The organism is Bradyrhizobium sp. UFLA05-109 (assembly GCF_054185165.1).
In genome coordinates this window covers 1-14,288 of record NZ_JBBIAR010000041.1, presented here as the reverse complement: position 1 = coordinate 14,288, position 14,288 = coordinate 1, and the positions used below count along the sequence as shown (strand labels likewise).

The following is a 14,288-nucleotide window of genomic DNA, read 5'->3' as shown; positions in this document are numbered from 1 at the left end:
ATTCGTCCGGGAGCTGCCGATATGACCACCGCTGAACAGCGGCTTGCGCAACTTGGTTTGGTTTTGCCGCCGGTCCCCAAGCCCATCGCCAATTTTCTGTCGTATCGGAGAGCGGGAACGCTGCTGTACTTGTCGGGGCAGGGGCCTCGTAACCCCGACGGGAAGATCAGCGTTGGCCGGCTCGGGCAGGACTGTAGCATCGAGCGTGGATACTCCGATGCGAAGCAAATTGGACTTCAGCTACTAGCCACCGCACGCCAGGCTCTCGGATCACTCGACGGCATTGAAGCCGTGGTCAAGCTGCTCGGCATGGTCAACGCCGAACCCACCTTCACCGATCACCCGAAGGTGATAAACGGCTGCTCCGATCTATTGATCGAGATCCTGGGAGAGCGTGGGCAACACGCGCGGTCCGCGGTGGGAATGGGGTCACTACCGGGCGGCATGACAGTTGAGATTGAGGCGATCCTGCTGATCGCTACCGGCTACTAGGCGACCGCAACGGTCAAGCGGTCGCTCGAGCCCGACTCTTAATCAAGGCAGAACACCAATGAGCAAGCGACAGTTCACTAGCACGGACAGCATCAGGACAATGTTCTCGAGAGCGATGTCCAATATGTATCGACTCGAGGTTCCGCAGTACGGAACGCTTCTCGAAATAGTCGCTGAGGCCAATGCAGCGACCCGCAGCACGGATCCGGTGTTGAACCAACGGCTGGTCGAGAATGACGAGATTGAGCGTCTAGCTTTAGAGCGCCACGGCGCTATCCGCTTGGGGACTGCCGCGGAGCTCTCTCTCATCCGTCGCTTGTTCGATATCATGGGGATGCTCCCGGTCGGCTACTACGATTTGTCCACCGCTGGCGTTCCGGTTCATTCCACCGCCTTCCGGCCGGTCACGGATGAAGCATTGCGACGCAATCCTTTTCGTGTGTTTACGTCGCTTTTGCGCCTCGAATTGATTTCCGATCTGGCCTTGCGGGAAGAAGCGCGGGCCATTCTATCGAAGCGAACGATCTATACGCCGGGGTGCCTCGAATTGATCGAAACGGCAGAGCGCAATGGCGGTCTGGTCGAGGATGAAGCAGTTCAATTCGTGGCCGAGGCACTGGAAACCTTCCGTTGGCACAGCGAGGCGACGGTCGAAGCAGACGTCTACCACCGTCTGCGCAAGGCCCATCCACTCATTGCGGACGTCGTGTGCTTCAAGGGACCCCACATCAATCATCTGACGCCTCGGACGCTCGACATCGACTCCGTGCAGGCGAAAATGCCCGAGCGTGGAATAGCGGCCAAGGCCTTGATCGAGGGGCCGCCAAAGCGGCAAGTGCCGATCTTGCTGAGACAGACGAGTTTCAAAGCCTTGGAGGAGCCGATTGCATTCAAGGCGTCGTCCGGACAGGCAAGTGTGGATGGCACCCACACCGCTCGATTTGGAGAGATAGAGCAGCGAGGCATCGCGCTTACCCGTAAGGGGCGGGATCTCTACGATCGGCTCTTGACGAACGTTCGCGCTGAGACGCAGGGCGCCGGTGATGGAAGCGCATCTGCCTACATGACTGCGCTGGAACGCCATTTCTCCGAGTTTCCTGACGACGAGGAGACGTTGCGCAAGCAGGGGCTCGCCTATTTCCGGTACAGTGCGGAGCAGCGGGATGCGATCGATACCAAGGATATTGAGAGCCTGCTGGCGCGTGGCGCGGTCAAAGCAGAACCAATTATCTATGAAGACTTCCTGCCAGTCAGCGCGGCAGGAATTTTCCAGTCAAACCTAGGCGACGAAGCGCAGGAAAGCTTCGCGCAGAGAGCCAATAGATCGGCCTTCGAGGAGGCATTGGGGCGCAAGGTCCTTGACGAGCTCAAGCTCTACGAAGCCGCAGAGGCGGCTTCGATCTCCGTCTGTCTGGACGGTGGCAGCTAACGCTAGCCGCGATTTCCTGGAGTCTCGATGGCCGAACGAGCGTCTCTTCGCAGAAAATCAAGATGATGCGCCCAATTTGTTGGCGAGGGATGTGAGATCATCTGCGCAAATGTCGAACCAGCTCTCCGGCGCGATATCAGGCCTCGCGTGGGGACCGAATTCGAGAGGGCGCGCAACAAATGCGGTGCGCATGCCGAAGCGGCGGGCCGCCCTCAGATCATATTTGTGGCACGCAACCATCAATATCTGATGCGGCAGATAGCCCAGGAAATCGACGGCGAGTTGATACACTGCGGGGGCCGGCTTGTAGGTCTTGACCAGTTCCGCCGTCAGGATAGCGTCGAACGAAAGGCCGGCATGCTTGACGACGGCGACCACCGCCGCCATTCCGGCGTTTGACAGCGTCGCGGTCGTATAGTGGCGGCGCAGGCGCGTTAGCCCTGCGATGGAATCCGGCCAAGGATCAAGCCGGGTCCAGACCGCATTCAGTTCGTCGCGGTCCGATTCGGTGAAAGAACTGCCGAAACCGCGTCGCTCCAACAGAACATCCAGCGCTTCGCGATAGATTCGGTCGACACGTAGCCAGACCCGTCGTCCCTCGATGACGGCGTCCATGGCGTTCCGATAGAGGTCGCGCCATTCGGCCGAAAACTCGGCCCATTCGATCGACAATCCCTTGGTACGATTGAGCTCTGCGCCGGCGCGTAGAAGCGGCTGGTAGAAATCGACGCAAGTGCCCTGCACGTCAAACGCGATCGCCTTGAGGTCCTGGAATCCTTTGTGCTGCTGGTCCGTCGTCACGTCGAATTACCCGTTAATGTTTCAGGATCGACGTTCATTTAAGGCGATGAACGTATTTTGCTAAGCGAGAGAAGTGTGACATTGTCATAGATGTCTCGGTGGATTCTGTCGGTATGTTACAAGGCGAAACAATCCGACGCTCCGCATGGATGAGCCCATGCCGAACTCGGGGGCAAGTGAGGCTCAGAGCATCGATCCGTCTTTCCTGAGAGGCATCTCTCGTCCGAGTGCCTTCGACCCAATTCAAAAAAAGAGAGCCGGAGTCAAAGAGACGCCGGCCAGTTGGGGAGAACATGTGCCTCAAACGTCGCGACCACGGGCATGAAGCGTCGGGTCGCTTTAGCGCCCCCGCCTGACTACTCACCCCTGTTAGAAGCGGCTCGGATGGCAGCCAGGCGTAGAGGATGAGTGGTCGCCGACACCTCAACCGTCGGATTGAAATCAATCAGGATGTTGAGGTTTCAATCAACGACCGAACTCGTCGCGAAATCCAGCTTCGTTACTTCAAGATGCTGGCTACGCGATCGTCGACTATCAGCTCATCGTCGGCATGACGAACTCACTGCCCGCGCGGATACCGGTCGGCCAGCGCGAGGTGATGGTTTTCAGGCGCGTGTAGAAGCGCACGCCTTCGGGGCCGTGCATGTGGTGGTCGCCGAACAGCGAGGCCTTCCAACCGCCGAACGAGTGGAACGCCATCGGTACCGGGATCGGCACGTTAATGCCGACCATGCCGACCTTGATCTCGTGCGCGAATTCCCGCGCCGCGTCGCCGTCACGGGTGAAGATCGCGGTGCCATTGCCGAATTCGTGCTCGTTGATCCACTTAGCCGCAGTGGCGTAGCTGTCGGCCCTCGCGACGGCGAGAACGGGGCCGAAGATCTCCTCCTTGTAGATCGTCATGTCGGGCGTGACGTGATCGAACAGGGTCCCGCCGAGAAAATATCCGTCCTCGAAGCCCTGTAGTCTGAGGCCGCGACCATCGACGACGAGCTTCGCCCCTTCCGCTTCGCCAGCATTGACATAACCCTTCACCTTCTCCAGGTGCTGCTTGGTAACGAGCGGCCCCATCTCGGCTTCCGGATCGGTACCGGGGCCGATCTTGAGCGATCGTACTTTTGGCGCGAGCTTGGCGACGAGCGCGTCCGCCGTCTCTTGGCCCACCGGCACCGCCACTGAGATCGCCATGCAGCGCTCGCCAGCCGAGCCATAGGCAGCTCCCATGAGGGCGTCCACCGCCTGGTCGAGGTCGGCGTCCGGCATGACAATCATATGGTTCTTGGCGCCGCCAAGCGCCTGGCAACGCTTGCCGGTTTTTGCCGCGGTGTCGTAGATGTATTTTGCGATCGGAGTAGAGCCGACGAAGCTGATCGCCTGGATGTCCGGATCGGTGAGGAGGGCGTCCACGGCCTCCTTGTCGCCTTGGATCACATTGAACACGCCATCCGGAAGCCCAGCTTCCTTCAGCCACTTGGCGAGGAGCAGCGAGGCGGACGGATCGCGCTCCGACGGTTTCAGGATGAAGCAGTTGCCGCAGGCCAGAGCAACGGGAAACATCCACATCGGCACCATCACGGGGAAGTTGAACGGCGTGATGCCGGCGACAACGCCGAGCGGCTGGCGAAGGGCGTGACTGTCGACACGAGTGCCGACATTCTCCGTCACTTCGCCCTTGAGCAATTGAGGGGCCGCAGTGGCGAATTCGACCACCTCCATGCCGCGTTGGATCTCGCCCTTGGCATCGGAGAGCACCTTGCCGTGCTCGGCGGTGATGACCGCAGCAAGCTCGTCGGTGCGCTCTTCCAAGATGCGCAGGAAAGCGTTGAGGATACGAGCGCGGCGAAGAGGCGTTGTCCGCGCCCAGCCCGGAGCTGCCTTCTGCGCGACCCGTACTGCTTCGCGAACTTCGGCAGCCGATGCGAGCGTGACGGTGCCAGCCGCCGCTCCCGTCGCCGGATTGAATACAGGGGCACTGCGGCCGCTCGTACCGGCGACCTCGACGCCGCCGATGAAGTGACTGATAGCTTTCGACATGATGACCTCCTGGTTCACGCGCTCCTCCGAGAGCAGGCTGTGGTTCTTGACGAACCGCAGCCTACGGAGGCGCTACATCGTTTGATATTCGCTGTTGCTATGAATTCCGCGGGGCGCCTCGTACAACGGTATGAGGCCTTGCCGTCAGTTCGGCAGGAAGCCCGCTTCGTTGCCGGCCGCACCGCGCCTTGTTTGGTATGCACGGCTCGGTGAGCAAGTAGGTGTTGCTCACCGAGCCGTGTTTCGTCGTTAGGTTACCAACTCGCGCTGGCCTGCCGGCACGCTGGCACCCTTACGGGACCTGCTTTTGACCAATGTGAGAATGCCGAAAGCTCCGATGATCAGGGCGACCGCGAGCAGGCTCTGTAGCAGGCTTGCCCGAGTGGAGGGATCGACAGCCATGCTTACGAGCACGGCGACGAGTGTTGCAGTGACCAGTAGCGGCAACCACGGATGGGCCCACATTTTGAACTTGAGCAGACCCTGTTGCTCCCAGTGGCGTCGTAGTTTGATCTGCGAGACGCAGATCATCAGATAGACGAACAGGATTACGGCCCCGGAGGAATTGATCAGGAACTGGAAAACCGTTTTCGGCCAAAGCGCGGCGATGACGACACACGCGTATCCAACGACGGTGGAAGCAAGGACCCCTCTCACCGGTACGCCGCGCCGATTTACTTTGGCAATCCATCTCGGGGCCTCGCCGTTGGAACTGAGCACAAACAGGAGGCGGGACGAGGTGTAGAGACCGGCGTTCAGCACAGACAGCACGGCAACCAGGATGATGCCGGTGAGCACCGTGCCTGCGCCGGGGATACCGATGGTCTCCAGAGTCGTCACGAAGGGAGATTTTCCCGGCACGATTGTGTCCCAGGGCTGAATGATCGCGATGAGGAGCATGGAGAGGACGAAGAAGGTCAAGATGCGGAACATCACCGTGTTGACGGCGCGCCGCACGTTGTGGACCGGTTCGGCGGACTCCGCGGCCGCGATGGTCGCCACCTCGACCCCGGTCATCGAGAAGATGACCACCACGACGCCGGAGAAGAGGGTGGCCATCCCCTTGGGAAAGAAGCCGCCATGCGAGGTGAGATTGTCGAATGAAGCTTTCGAGTCGGGCCAGTAGCCCGAAACGTAGAGTCCGGCGATGACAAGGAACACCGCGATCGCTGTCACCTTGATCCCGGCGAACCAGTATTCCGCCTCACCAAACGATCCAACAGACAGCAGGTTGACCACGGTCATGACAACCATCAGCGCCAACGCGATCGCCCATACCGGAGCTTCGGGAAACCAGCCGTTGATGGTCTGGCCGCCGACGACTGCTTCAAAACCGACGACGATGACCCAAAAGTACCAATACATCCAGCCGGTGGAGAACCCGGCCCAGTTCCCCAGGGCCATCCGGGAATAGTCGGTGAACGAGCCGGTTGTGGGCTGGGCTGAGGCCATTTCGCCAAGCATGCGCATGATCAACATCACGAGCACACCGGTAATCGCATAGGTGATGAAAGCGCCGGGGCCGGCGCCATTGATGATAGCGCTCGACCCAACGAAAAGTCCCGCACCGATCACACCGCCGAGTGAGATCATGGTCAGGTGACGAGTCTTCAACGATTTCTTGAGCCGAGGATCGTGCTCGGTTTGTAACGGCATGGGCTCCTCCCAGAGCAGGTTGTGGTTCTTTGCGAGCCAGAACCTACGGGAGCGCCACAGATTAGATATTCTCTGTTGCTATGAATTCGGCGCGTTTCCTCGTACAACGGTATGAGGACCTTGCCGTCACTCGGACAGGATGCCCGCTGCCTTGCCGGCTTGCAGCGCAAGCCAGAATGTCGCAGTCCCTGACGTCGAGGCCGGCTTCAGCCCCGTCAATTGCTCGATCATGCGCAGGCGGTAGACAAGCGTCTGCCGGTGGATGTTCATCTTGGCTGCCGTCGCTTTCCATCCGCCATCGTTGGCAAGAAACGTGGCGAGTGTGCGCAGCAGCGAAATGTCGTGGCTGCGGTCGTACTCGATCAGCGGGCCCAGGTATTGGTCTACGAGCCCCCGCGCCTCGGCGAGCGTCTTGGGCGCAAGTGTGGGGGACGTCCCACCCGTCCCGTATCTGACAAGCTGGACATGACCTTCGACCGCCTGGGCGAGCGAGAGGCGTGCCTGATGAACGCTTTCTGGGAAGTCAGCGCCAATGATCGGACGACTGACCCCCGCTTTCGACTCCGGGCCCAAGGAGCTTACCATGGCCAGAATGAGGTCCTCTCGATCGGGCATGACGGCGATCAACACGTCCTCTTGCAACAACAGCGGGCTGATCTGGCGCATCTCCGGTGCGTGGTGGATGTCCTGCGCACCCCACGATGCCTTCCCGCACGGGGCGATGGCAAGACTAACCAAGACACCTTGCAGGCCTCGGCGCTCCAGCACAGCGCGCGCGGCTCCGAAATCGACCCTTCCGTTAAGGAGGTCGCGCAAGAGGGTCTCTCCCTCGGTGCGGTAGCCGTCGCGCTCGATCGCCACCCGCTCCAGTTCGACACCCACCAAACCGGCGAGGTAGTGGACCAGCAGCGGATCCACAATCGTTTGCTCCTTCCGATGCCGCACCTTCAGGACCGCTCGCCCGCGTCCTGGGATATCGGCAGTTTCCAGCCGACTGCCGCGAGCGGGCGGCGGGCCGGATGAGGCGATCGACTGACCGCTTGCGAGATCCTGGACCTCGACGTGCCACTCCTCTCGTCTACCGAGGATAGCGAGTCGTCCCTCAAAAGTCGTTCCCTCTCGAAGCGCCGATGTATACGACTGAAACAGTCGTTGGCTCGCTTCCAGCCGATCCCGCTGTGACTGCAGTGCGCTTTCAATCGCCTTGTGCGCGAGCTTGACGAACTCGAGCTCGAAGCTCGCCACCAACACAGGGAACTCGCGCGCGTCTGCTGCGGCCAGCATTTTGTCCGAGAGTAGGGGGGCATCAGCCCGCGCAGCCACCACAAGCCCGCTTACGTTCACGTCGGCAAGACGACCGAGCCAGTCGGCCTGCTTGTCCGGATTTTTCGGAATGCCGACGCCGGTCGTCATCACCAAATCGCCGGCGGAGACCCATCGCCAAGGATCAGGAAGATCGCAGGCGTGCGCCCATGTAACAAGGCGACCACCACCTGCCGCGCCGGCGCGGAAAGCGAGGCCGAGAGTATCGATGGCGACAAGACCATTCACGGTGATCATCAGTCGTCCGTGCCTGCGAGATCCGAGACCCTATTCAGACAATTGTATAACAGCTTCGTCTCCGCTTGTGGAAGTGCGCGATAGACGGAGCGGTAGCACCGAGCTTAACGCTTCTGAAAGTCTCAAACGCTCGCACATTCGGACCCGTGATATGCCAGCTACGTGCGCTCTGTCTGCATTGTCCAACGTTCCGCTCTGGCATGAAGATGCCGACCGTCGGACGGCTCTGGATTCTGATATTGACGCCGACGTCGCCATTGTCGGCGCAGGTTACACGGGCTTGTGGACCGCGTACTACCTCCTGAAGGCCGCTCCGACCCTCCGCGTGGTGATCATTGAACGGGAGTATGCCGGATACGGGGCCTCGGGACGCAATGGCGGTTGGGCCTCTGCAATCTTCCCGATTTCGTTGCAGCACGTCGCCAAATCCTCGTCGCACTCAGCGGCGCTCGCGCTTCAGGCGGCCATGAACGAGACGGTTGATGAGATTGGCCGTGTTCTTCGTGATGAAGGCATCGACGCCAAATATGCCAAGCAGGGATTTCTGTCCTTGGCCCGGTCTCCTGCACAACTCAGTCGCGCCCACTCCACCGTCCAAGCCTCGACGGCGTTCGGCCTGCCGGACCAATGGCGGCTTCTGGATGCGCGACGCGCCTCATCCATGGTGGCCGCGGAGGGAGTCGTCGGCGGTCTGTACACCGAACATTGCGCCCTGGTTCACCCTGGTCGCCTCATCCGGGGTCTCGCGCGCACCGTCGAAGCTCTCGGCGCCCGCATCTACGAGAAGACCCCGGCGACTAGTTTCAGCAGCGGCAGTGTTGTCACTCCCCGTGGCAAGGTTCGGGCCCCGGTTATCGTTCGCGCGACCGAAGGGTTCACCACCCAGTTCAAAGAGTATCACCGCACACTCATCCCCTTGTACTCCTTGGTGCTCGCCACTGAGCCTCTTCCGCAGCAGTTGCGAACAGAGCTGAATCTCGACCACCGCATCGCCTTCAACGATATGCGCCACCTGCGGGTCTACGCCCAGGTGACGGCGGACGGCCGCCTCGTTTTTGGAGGCAGAGGCGCGCCCTACCACTTCGGGTCCAAGGTCTCCCCGGAATACGACACTGTCGATGCCGTCCACGAGAAGATCCAGGCGACGATGACAGAGTTCTTCCCCGCTCTAAGCGGAGTCCGGGTGACTCATCGCTGGGGCGGTGCGCTTGGCGTTCCACGAGACTGGCATCCGTCCGTCGGACTGGATCGAGCCTCGGGCTTGGCGTGGGCAGGTCAGTATGTCGGAGACGGTGTCGCGACGAGCAATCTGGCGGGACGCATTCTGCGCAACCTCATCCTGGAGCGGGAAGAGGACATCAACAGCCTGCCCATCGTGAACCACCGCTCGCCGCAATGGGAGCCGGAGCCCTTCCGTTGGCTCGGAGTGAATCTCGGACTCTTCGCTGCGACCATCGGAGACGCCGAGGAGCGTCTTGCAAAGCGCCCGTCGCGCGTAGCCCATGTGCTGGAATCATTGACCGGCGCGCACTGACAACATCGGCCACCAAACTTAGAGGAAGCCAGAATGACCGCTATGACTATCATCAAGAGTGCAGAGGTTACATCCGGCCACCTGCCGGCGGCCGGTCAACGGCCTGGCGCGGACAAGGGAGATCCGCAACTCGGGCTGCTGAAGATCGCCCCAAACGCCAGCGGGAATATTGGCATTTGGGAATGCCAGCCCGGAGGCTGGCCCGTCGACAATCGTCCTGATACCGAGGTCGCGTTCATCCTATCGGGCACCGCCGTCATCACCGACAAAGCGACCGGCACGGCCGCCACGGTCAAGGCTGGCGATCTCATCGTCCTGCCCCCGGGCTGGACTGGCCGCTGGGACGTCACCGAAACCGTCCGAAAGGTCTACGCCATCTACTGAGCACGTGCGTCCCTCACAACCCAGACGGAAACCTCGGAGCTTGTCCGAGGATGCGGCTTTGGGTGGGATGCCGGCGGCGTCGCTACGGCTCGAAACGACGGGCCGGGCGCGGTCAACTGGGATCCACCAAACTCGCGTTGTCATGGACGAAAAGGGCTGAGGGGAAGCGACCGAGATTCATTCACAGCGTCGGCAGGCCACTTGCTAGGCATGCGGCGCGCACCGTATTGGCCATCAGCATCGCGATCGTCATCGGCCCGACGCCGCCGGGTACTGGTGTGATCGCGCCTGCTTTGGTCACCGCGTCGTGGAAGTCGACATCGCCAACCAGCCGGGTCTTGCTGGGGTCCTCGTCCAACGATACCCGATTGATGCCGACATCGATCACGGTCGCGCCCAGCTTGACCCAGTCGCCCTTGATCATGCGCGGACGGCCAACCGCAGCGACGAGAATGTCTGCCTGACGGCAGACCGCTTCGAGGTCTTTGGTGCGGCTATGCGCGACCGTAACGGTGGCATTTGCGGCCAGTAGGAGATTGGCCATCGGCTTGCCGACGATGTTCGAGCGGCCGACGACAACGGCCGATAGTCCGGAAAGATCTTTACCGCGGGCCTGCTCGATCAAAATCATCGCGCCGGCCGGCGTGCAGGGCACGAATGCCGTTTGCATCTCGCCGGTGCCGAGCTTTCCGACATTGATAAGATGGAAGCCGTCGACGTCTTTGTCCGGTGCGATCGATTGGATCACCTTACCGGGCTCGACGTGAGCGGGTAGGGGAAGTTGAACGAGGATGCCGTGGATCGCGGGATCGCGGTTTAGCTCGTCGATCAGCGCAAGGAGCCTGTCTTCAGGAACATCTTGCGGCAACTCGTGCGTGACCGAGAGGAAGCCGCACTCCTCCGCCTTCTTCCCCTTCGACGATACGTAGACTTGGCTTGCGGGATCGCTCCCGACGATGACGACGGCCAGCCCGGGCCTAATGCCGGCGTTGAGCAACTCGGCCGTCCGGGCCTTGACCCGATCGATGACACCGGCTGCGACCTCCTTGCCGGAGATGATCCGCGCGTCGGTAGTATCGCTCATGACGGCCTCACGCGAAGACGACGGTCTTGCGACCATTGAGCATGACGCGGCGTTCCAAGTGCATCTTCACGGCCCGCGCCAGGACCCGGCTCTCGATATCTCGGCCAGTCGCGACGAACTCCTCCGCCGTCATGGCGTGCGTGACCCGCTCCGTCTCCTGTTCGATGATCGGTCCCTCGTCGAGATCGGGCGTCACGTAGTGCGATGTGGCACCGATCAGCTTTACGCCACGCTCGAAGGCTTGATGATACGGTTTCGCTCCTTTGAAAGATGGAAGGAACGAATGGTGGATGTTGATGACCTTGCCATAGAGCCGCGTCGAGAGATTGTCGGAAAGGATCTGCATGTAGCGAGCTAGAACGACGAGATCGGCCTGCGTGTCACGAACGAGCGAAATCAGGCGCTCTTCCTGATCGCCCTTGTTCTCCTTCGTGACGGGCCAGCAGTAATGGGTGATGCCTTCTTGCCGTGCGATTACGGCGCTGTCCTCGTGGTTCGAGACGATCGCGACAGTATCGGCCGTCAGCCAGCCGACTCGAATCTGATAGAGCAAGTGCAGCATTGCATGATCGAACTTCGAGACCATGATGATGATCCGTGGCCTCTTGTCGGCGTCGACCAGTTCGGTCTTTATGCCGAAGCGATCGGTAACGGGCTTCAGTGCGCGCTCGACACCATCCTTGGTGACCTGGTCGGGCACCGCGAATGCAATCCGCATGAAGAACCGGTTCGATTGGCGATCCCAGAACTGATTACTTTCCGCGATGTTGGCGCCCACCGCGGCGAGCTCTGTGGTCGTGGCCGCAACGATGCCAGGACGGTCTTCGCATGACAGCGTCAGAATAAAGTTCGATTGACCCATAACGTATTCCCCGTTCTCGACTGTTGAGCGAAAGGCATAGTTATTCCTCGCCACTCGTACCAACGGGCGGCCGACGTCTATTTTGGGCAGATCAATGGGCTGTTATCGCGTTTCCGACCGAAGCCGATACGGCTCAGTAGTTCGGCGGCGTAATGACCCAGATAACTTTTGTAGGCTCGTCCCCCGAATTTGCGCAGCGATGCACTTCCGTGCTTTTGAAAGAAAAGCTGTCTCCTTGGTTGAGCTGGAAGAATTGCCCGGAAACCCACAGGTCCAGCCTTCCTGACATGACAAAACCCGCCTCGACGCCGTCGTGGTTATAGTCCCCGCTGTCGGCCCCGGGCTCGATCGTGCTCAGAAGCATTTCCAGCGGCCCGCTGAGATTTGGGGAAAGCAGTTCCTCTTCGATACCCAAGCCGGTGAAGGTCAGCTTGCGTCGGCTGTGCGCGCGAACGACGATATCCTTCTCGTCGGACGGCAGGTCTTGCACATGAAAGAACCAGTTCATGTGGACGCCAAGCGTATCGCTGATCTTCTTCAAAACTCCGATCGGGAGCTTCGTCTGATTGCGCTCGATTTGGCTCAGGTAGCCGACCGAGAGGCCTGCGGCGTCGGCGACCTGCTGCAGCGTTAGTCCTCGGACCTTTCGCAGTTCCCGAATCTCTCCTCCGATCGCCATTTCCTCTGTTGCGTCGGGGTGCGGCCAGTCATCGGCCTTGCGTATGGTTCTCGGCGGCATGGCTCTTTCCTGCGATTTGAAGCGCTGAAATTACATCTCCGCTCGGATTCAGAGCAACGCCGGCTCCTCCAAATCCCGATAAAATCCGCTTCCGGGCGGGCGTGGCAACAAAACTGACTTTGTATATAAAAAAAATCAAGGCCATTTTTTCATACTTGCAAAAATGATTTTCCTATGACAGCTTCTCCGAGCCAGAATTTTTGGGCAGATCGGTACCGTCCCGGCATCAGGGGAAAAAGCGGGCCGCGACCTTGGAGAGGGAAATGGACAAGCAGGAGCGGGGCGCCTTCGGCGTTTTCCCGGGCGGAATTTCTTTTGCTCTAGCACTGACTGTCGATACCGGCGCGGATGCATCCGACCGGCGTGTCATTGTCGGTCGCTGAGGACGAGCCATGGCCATGCAGCGGCAAAGCGATGGTGACCTCCTCACGTTCGAAGGCGTCGAGAAGACGTATGACGGCGTCACAACCGTCGTCGACCGTCTTGACCTCGCAATCCGTCGCGGCGAATTCCTGACGATGCTCGGGCCATCCGGCTCCGGCAAGACCACCTGCCTAATGATGTTGGCGGGTTTCGAGACGCCTACCGCGGGCAAGATTGTCCTGGACGGGAAGCCGATCGAGCGTCTCCCTCCGCATCAGCGGAATATCGGCGTCGTCTTTCAGAATTATGCGCTGTTTCCACACATGACGGTCGCCGAGAACGTCGCCTTCCCACTCGATATGCGCAAGGTCAGCAAGACTGATCAGACATCGAAGGTTCGCGCGGCTCTCGACATGGTCCAGATGGGCAAGTTCGCTGCACGACGGCCGTCGCAACTCTCCGGTGGCCAGCAGCAGCGCATCGCGCTTGCGCGCGCGCTGGTCTTCGAGCCTTCTCTGGTGCTGATGGACGAGCCCCTTGGTGCGCTGGACAAGCAACTGCGGGAGCACATGCAGCTTGAGATCAAACATCTTCACGAGCGGCTAGGCATCACCGTCGTCTACGTTACCCACGATCAGGGCGAAGCGCTCACGATGTCGGACCGCATCGCCGTCTTCGACAAGGGGCGAATTCAGCAACTTGGCAAGCCCACCGATGTCTACGAGCGTCCCGCCAATCCGTTCGTGGCGCGCTTCATCGGTGACAACAACGCGCTTCACGGGACCGTGCTCGAGGTCTCGGGAGCGCGCTGCAGCGTGCGCGTGGATGGTGACAACGGGAGACCGATCGAAGCTGCGCTCGGGACAGCGTTGCAGCGTGGCGATCCGACGACGTTGTCGATACGGCCTGAGCGGATCAGGATCGCGCCGGCACGTGACGGAGAGAACGGCGTCGACGCGATTGTGAGAGAGATCATTTATCTCGGCGATCACGTCCGTGTGCGGGCCTCTGCCCTCGGATCGGAAGACGTCATCGTCAAGATCGCGAACGGTCAGCCTCTGCCGACGAACATCTCGCCTGGAGGGCGCGTGTCGATTGCCTGGAGTTTCGAAGACTGTCCGGCACTCGCGCGCGAGCGACCGGTCTCGACGAAAGCGTAAGTAACTCACGAACGACTATCAACGAGGAGGAAAGGGACTATCCATGTGGCAGGCAAGAAGCACGTCCATCGGCGCCTTTTCGGCGCTGGCGCTAATCGCGGTCGCCTCAAGCGCAGGCGCGCAAGAGACGCTGACCATCACGTCATGGGGTGGCGCCTATCAGAACAGTCAGGTCAAGGCCTATTTCGAA

General features: G+C 60.4%; 12 protein-coding genes. 5 read left to right on the top strand and 7 right to left on the bottom strand.

Features of this window, described 5'->3' with window-relative positions:
* The first annotated feature begins 21 nt into the window (after positions 1-21).
* Both Q3C01_RS27170 and hglS read left to right on the top strand, forming a co-directional pair.
* Entirely contained in the window at positions 22-492 is a 471-nt protein-coding gene (locus Q3C01_RS27170) for a RidA family protein (protein ID WP_458148366.1), read from the top strand.
* Between the two features lie 58 nt (positions 493-550).
* Positions 551-1,921 (top strand): 2-oxoadipate dioxygenase/decarboxylase HglS, encoded by a 1,371-nt coding sequence (gene hglS, locus Q3C01_RS27165; RefSeq protein WP_458148365.1) that lies wholly within the window; start codon positions 551-553, stop codon positions 1,919-1,921.
* Between the two features lie 57 nt (positions 1,922-1,978).
* Here hglS and Q3C01_RS27160 read toward each other — a convergent pair whose 3' ends face one another.
* The 4 genes from Q3C01_RS27160 to Q3C01_RS27145 form a co-directional block, all read right to left on the bottom strand.
* Entirely contained in the window at positions 1,979-2,722 is a 744-nt protein-coding gene (locus Q3C01_RS27160) for a haloacid dehalogenase type II (protein ID WP_458148364.1), read from the bottom strand.
* A 534-nt stretch (positions 2,723-3,256) separates the two neighbouring features.
* Positions 3,257-4,756 (bottom strand): CoA-acylating methylmalonate-semialdehyde dehydrogenase, encoded by a 1,500-nt coding sequence (locus tag Q3C01_RS27155; protein WP_458148363.1) that lies wholly within the window; start codon positions 4,754-4,756, stop codon positions 3,257-3,259.
* A gap of 249 nt (positions 4,757-5,005) precedes the next feature.
* Positions 5,006-6,370 carry an amino acid permease gene (locus Q3C01_RS27150; protein ID WP_458148362.1) on the bottom strand — a complete coding sequence of 455 codons (1,365 nt, stop codon included), beginning with the start codon at positions 6,368-6,370 and terminating at the stop codon, positions 5,006-5,008.
* A 168-nt stretch (positions 6,371-6,538) separates the two neighbouring features.
* Complete coding sequence (locus Q3C01_RS27145; RefSeq protein WP_458148361.1) at positions 6,539-7,972, bottom strand: PucR family transcriptional regulator; 1,434 nt, start codon at positions 7,970-7,972, stop codon at positions 6,539-6,541.
* 178 nt (positions 7,973-8,150) lie between these two features.
* Here Q3C01_RS27145 and Q3C01_RS27140 point away from each other — a divergent pair, with 178 nt between their 5' ends.
* Positions 8,151-9,506, top strand: a complete 1,356-nt coding sequence (locus tag Q3C01_RS27140) for an NAD(P)/FAD-dependent oxidoreductase (protein WP_458148360.1) — start codon at positions 8,151-8,153, stop codon at positions 9,504-9,506.
* A 33-nt stretch (positions 9,507-9,539) separates the two neighbouring features.
* Positions 9,540-9,890, top strand: coding sequence for a cupin domain-containing protein (locus Q3C01_RS27135; protein WP_458148359.1), 351 nt, complete (start codon positions 9,540-9,542; stop codon positions 9,888-9,890).
* A 181-nt stretch (positions 9,891-10,071) separates the two neighbouring features.
* On the opposite strand, the gene folD is transcribed toward Q3C01_RS27135, so the two are convergent.
* The 3 genes from folD to Q3C01_RS27120 all read right to left on the bottom strand — a co-directional run bounded on the left by folD (position 10,072) and on the right by Q3C01_RS27120 (position 12,575).
* On the bottom strand, positions 10,072-10,974 hold the full coding sequence (gene folD / locus Q3C01_RS27130) for a bifunctional methylenetetrahydrofolate dehydrogenase/methenyltetrahydrofolate cyclohydrolase FolD (protein ID WP_458148358.1): 903 nt from the start codon (positions 10,972-10,974) through the stop codon (positions 10,072-10,074).
* Between the two features lie 7 nt (positions 10,975-10,981).
* Entirely contained in the window at positions 10,982-11,836 is an 855-nt protein-coding gene (gene purU / locus Q3C01_RS27125) for a formyltetrahydrofolate deformylase (protein ID WP_458148357.1), read from the bottom strand.
* Positions 11,837-11,969: 133 nt separating this feature from the next.
* Positions 11,970-12,575 (bottom strand): helix-turn-helix domain-containing protein, encoded by a 606-nt coding sequence (locus tag Q3C01_RS27120; protein ID WP_458148356.1) that lies wholly within the window; start codon positions 12,573-12,575, stop codon positions 11,970-11,972.
* Between the two features lie 392 nt (positions 12,576-12,967).
* Between Q3C01_RS27120 and Q3C01_RS27115 the strand changes: the two genes are divergently transcribed.
* Positions 12,968-14,098 (top strand): ABC transporter ATP-binding protein, encoded by a 1,131-nt coding sequence (locus Q3C01_RS27115; protein ID WP_458148355.1) that lies wholly within the window; start codon positions 12,968-12,970, stop codon positions 14,096-14,098.
* Positions 14,099-14,288: the final 190 nt, after the last annotated feature.

Bases quoted from the DNA above. Each gene is read 5' to 3' on its own strand.
- Q3C01_RS27145 (WP_458148361.1), bottom strand. From the start codon at position 7,972: ATGATCACCGTGAATGGTCTTGTCGCCATCGATACTCTCGGCCTCGCT.
- Q3C01_RS27135 (WP_458148359.1), top strand. From the start codon at position 9,540: ATGACCGCTATGACTATCATCAAGAGTGCAGAGGTTACATCCGGCCAC.
- Q3C01_RS27170 (WP_458148366.1), top strand. From the start codon at position 22: ATGACCACCGCTGAACAGCGGCTTGCGCAACTTGGTTTGGTTTTGCCG.
- folD (WP_458148358.1), bottom strand. From the start codon at position 10,974: ATGAGCGATACTACCGACGCGCGGATCATCTCCGGCAAGGAGGTCGCA.
- Q3C01_RS27115 (WP_458148355.1), top strand. From the start codon at position 12,968: ATGGCCATGCAGCGGCAAAGCGATGGTGACCTCCTCACGTTCGAAGGC.
- Q3C01_RS27120 (WP_458148356.1), bottom strand. From the start codon at position 12,575: ATGCCGCCGAGAACCATACGCAAGGCCGATGACTGGCCGCACCCCGAC.
- purU (WP_458148357.1), bottom strand. From the start codon at position 11,836: ATGGGTCAATCGAACTTTATTCTGACGCTGTCATGCGAAGACCGTCCT.
- Q3C01_RS27155 (WP_458148363.1), bottom strand. From the start codon at position 4,756: ATGTCGAAAGCTATCAGTCACTTCATCGGCGGCGTCGAGGTCGCCGGT.
- hglS (WP_458148365.1), top strand. From the start codon at position 551: ATGAGCAAGCGACAGTTCACTAGCACGGACAGCATCAGGACAATGTTC.